This is a genomic window from Lutibacter sp., from assembly GCF_040883305.1.
Lineage (GTDB): Bacteria > Bacteroidota > Bacteroidia > Flavobacteriales > Flavobacteriaceae > Lutibacter.
Window position 1 is genome coordinate 1 of record NZ_JBFLKT010000052.1, and the last position, 3,676, is coordinate 3,676.

Here is a 3,676-nt window from a genome sequence, read left to right on the forward strand (position 1 = left end):
AACACTTTTAATTGAATCATTAAGTGATAAATAGTTTTTTAAATGAATTAATGCATTCTCAGAATCTCCTGTTTTTTCGTAAATTAAAGATAAAAACTTTTCGAAACGTTCAATTTCTAATGGGTTTCCTTTATTTATTTTAGAGCTCAATAAGTTTTTACAAATAGTCAATGCTTTTTTAAAATTACCTTTGGCAAATTCAATATTCATAATTGCTTCTTGGTAGTGATCACTATTCTTTTCTTTTGAAAATACTTTGCTATTACTTTCAATTTCCTTTAAATATTTTTCGGCTAATAAAATATTGTTATTTTGTGCGTAGGCAATAGCTAAACTATTTAAAATAGTAGGGCGTGCAAATTTGCTGTTTTCAGATACTTCATTAACTTCAAAAGCATTGAGTAGGTTAGAAATCCTTTTATCTTGAAAGCCTAATTTATCATAATCTAATGCCGAATTATAATAAACAGATGTTAATTGCCCATAATTTTTAGTTATTTTTAAAAGTGAAATAGATTCGTTACGTTCTGTTTGTGCTTCTTCAAATAATCCATTTTTACTATATAATATGGAGAGTGAGTTTTTAGAATTCAACACATTAAATGTATCCTTAACTTTTAAAAAGTAATTATAAGCTTTATCGTAATTTCGAGATGCTTTTGAAAAATCGCCCAAAGATTCGTTTGTTTGACCTGAATATAAATTAACAAAACCGAGAAGTCGTTCATCTTTAGCTTTTAAAGCATACGTTTCAGCTATTTTATAATTTTCTAAAGCTTTATTATGGTCATTTATAAAAAAATAACTATCCGCACCATTCAAATAGAATCTTGCTGACGTGTAATCATTTTTTATAATTAAATTTTTAGCTAAAAATTGCTTAAAAATCTTTAACCCTTCCTCAGGATTATCAACAATACTATTGTTAAAATAAATTAAATTAGCAGTATTATTTGCTGCAATACTTATAGAATCTATCTGTAAAGCAAATTGTATTGTTTTTTTTACAATTGAATCGTAATTTAAATTTGGATTGTAGTTAAGTGCATTACCTAAACTATCCATTAGTTGTAATTTTTTTCCTTTTTCAGACAATTCAATTTTAGAATTCAATTGGTCTATTTTATTTAAAACTTGCGCCCTTGGAGCAATAAGAATTGAACTAAAAAAAAAGGAAAAAGTTAGAAATAAATATTTCATAAGGGTTTTTAATTATCACAAATATATTTTTTAATTAATTAAAAAACAGTTTTTTATATAAAACCTCTATAAATATAATTTTAAAATGCTGTATCCATTCACTAATCTTGACCATCTAAAAAGAAAATTTCATTCACCGGTTTTTCAAATATTTTAGATATTTTTAATGCTAAAACTGTAGATGGTACATATTTATTTAACTCCATAGCATTTATGGTTTGCCTGCTAACTTCAATCATTTCGGCCAATTTTGCTTGTGTAATATTATGAATGGCTCGCTCTACTTTTATATTATTCTTCATTACCAACAGCCTTTTTAGTTTTATATAAAACATAATGAAAACGCAACATAAAAAATAACAATAAAGTAAACATATTGTAAATTAAAACATTAAAAAAGCTAAAATCAAACACAAAAAGTATCGCAATAATTAATATTGCGTAATTTACATATGTTGCCCAAATTAAACTTTCCATTCTAATTTTTGAAATGTATTCATCTTCATCTTTCGTTTTAGAAAACGAAACTAAAATTCCTCCAAAAATTAATAATAATGAAGCTAATTCATCTGCAATATTGTTCGAACTCCATTTTAAAGCTGGACTCGAAAAAATATCATTTTCACTAATTAAAGGAAATACTTTTGTTTCCCAATTTGGAATGTCAAATTCATTTATCATTAAAATAGTTCCTAGAACTACTCCAATTAAAAATAATACCCAACCCATTGGTTTGTATTTATTCGAAAATAATAATTGTGATTTCATGTGTATATAGTTTTTTTTAAAACGGTCACATGCTATTCGCCATCAGTAATTTTATTGAGTGATAAACTTTTAGCATGCTCGTTTTATAATGTAAATTTTAAATTATTTTCAAATGTAAAGTATATTTTACATATAGACAAGTTAATTTTACTATTGCGGTTTCGTAAAATTGCGTACCTTTGATTTTATTAAAATTGGTACACTTCATGAAAATTTTTAAAAAGATATTATTGCTAATTGCTGCATTAGTGGTACTTATTATAATTGGCAGTTGGGTGTATTCCAATAGTTTAAAACCTGATTATTCGGGTGATTTGAAATTAAATTCAATAGAAAATTCAACTGAAGTATATTTTGATGATTTTGGAATTCCACATATTTATGCTGAAAACCAGCTAGACGCCATGGTAACTTTGGGTTATGTGCACGCACAAGACAGGTTGTGGCAGATGGAATTAATGCGGAGAATTGCTCCAGGTAGGTTGTCAGAAATTTTCGGTGAAGATATGCTCAAAAACGACAAGTTTTTTGCGAGTTTAGGTATAGAAGAAGCGTCTCAAAAATCGATTGAAAAATTAGATATAAATAGTGAAGTTTATCAATTAGCAACAGCTTATTTAAATGGTGTAAACCAATTTATAGATACTGGTGCAACTCCAATCGAATTCACTTTAATTGGTATTGAAAAGGAACATTATCAACTAAAAGATATTTACAATATTTTAGGTTATATGTCTTTTAGTTTTGCAATGGCGCACAAAACTGATCCGTTACTTTCTGCAATAAAAGAAAAGTTAGGGACAAATTATTTAAAAGACTTAAATATAGATATTGACCCAAAAACTACGTTGATAAAAAACTCAAAAAATGTTATTGAAAATTATACTGCTCTTGTAGAAAATGTATCTGAAATTATGAAAAATTCTCCTATTCCGCCATTTATTGGAAGTAATAGTTGGGTGGTTTCAGCTAACAAAACAAGTACTGGAAATGTGCTATTTGCCAACGATCCGCATATTGTATATTCGCAACCAGGAACTTGGTATGAGGCGCATATTGTTACCCCAAATTACGAAATGTACGGGTATCATATTGCGGGTGTTCCGTTTCCACTTTTGGGTCATAACCGCAGCTATGCTTATGGTTTAACAATGTTCGAAAATGATGATATTGATTTTTACAAAGAAGAAAATCATCCTTCAGAAAAAAATAAATACAAGTTTAAGGATGGTTTTTTAGAATACACAAGCACCGCTAAAACTATAAAAGTTAAAGACGCAGAAGCTGTTACAATTTCAGTTAGAAATTCACATCATGGTCCAATTTTAAACGATGTTTTAGATGAAATTTCTCAAACTGAACCTATTGCAATGTCTTGGATTTATACACAACAAGATGGTGTGGTTTTGGATGCTTTACACAGAATTTCCAGAGCAACCAGTATGCAAGATGTCAAAAAAGGTGCTTCAATGATTCACGCTCCGGGTTTAAATATTATGTACGGAGATGCTAGTGGAAACGTAGCTTGGTGGGCAGCAGGAAAGTTGTACAAACACGAACCACATGTTAATAGAAAGTTTGTTTTAAACGGAGCTTCTGGTGAAGATGATATTGTTGAATATTTGGATTTCGAAGAAAATCCAATGGCGGAAAATCCAAAATGGAATTATGTGTATTCTGCTAATAATCAACCTGATACTATTTCAGG

Annotated in this window: 4 protein-coding genes; 1 reads left to right on the forward strand and 3 read right to left on the reverse strand. The window is 28.5% G+C overall.

Going from position 1 to position 3,676, the window contains the following annotated elements:
• From AB1Z17_RS01550 to AB1Z17_RS01560, 3 genes are all read right to left on the reverse strand, one after another.
• A partial coding sequence (locus AB1Z17_RS01550; RefSeq protein WP_368050031.1) for a tetratricopeptide repeat protein occupies positions 1 to 1,200 on the reverse strand: 1,200 nt, incomplete at its 3' end.
• Between the two features lie 101 nt (positions 1,201 to 1,301).
• The gene (locus AB1Z17_RS01555; RefSeq protein WP_368050032.1) at positions 1,302 to 1,502 is read right to left on the reverse strand and encodes a helix-turn-helix transcriptional regulator; all 201 of its coding nucleotides are present in this window, start codon (positions 1,500 to 1,502) and stop codon (positions 1,302 to 1,304) included.
• Complete coding sequence (locus tag AB1Z17_RS01560) at positions 1,492 to 1,968, reverse strand: hypothetical protein (RefSeq protein ID WP_368050033.1); 477 nt, start codon at positions 1,966 to 1,968, stop codon at positions 1,492 to 1,494. The genes AB1Z17_RS01555 and AB1Z17_RS01560 overlap by 11 nt, the downstream gene beginning before the upstream one ends.
• 206 nt (positions 1,969 to 2,174) lie before the next feature.
• On the opposite strand from AB1Z17_RS01560, the gene AB1Z17_RS01565 reads away from it, so the two are divergent.
• Positions 2,175 to 3,676: penicillin acylase family protein (locus AB1Z17_RS01565; RefSeq protein ID WP_368050034.1), on the forward strand; the 1,502-nt coding region annotated here is incomplete at its 3' end.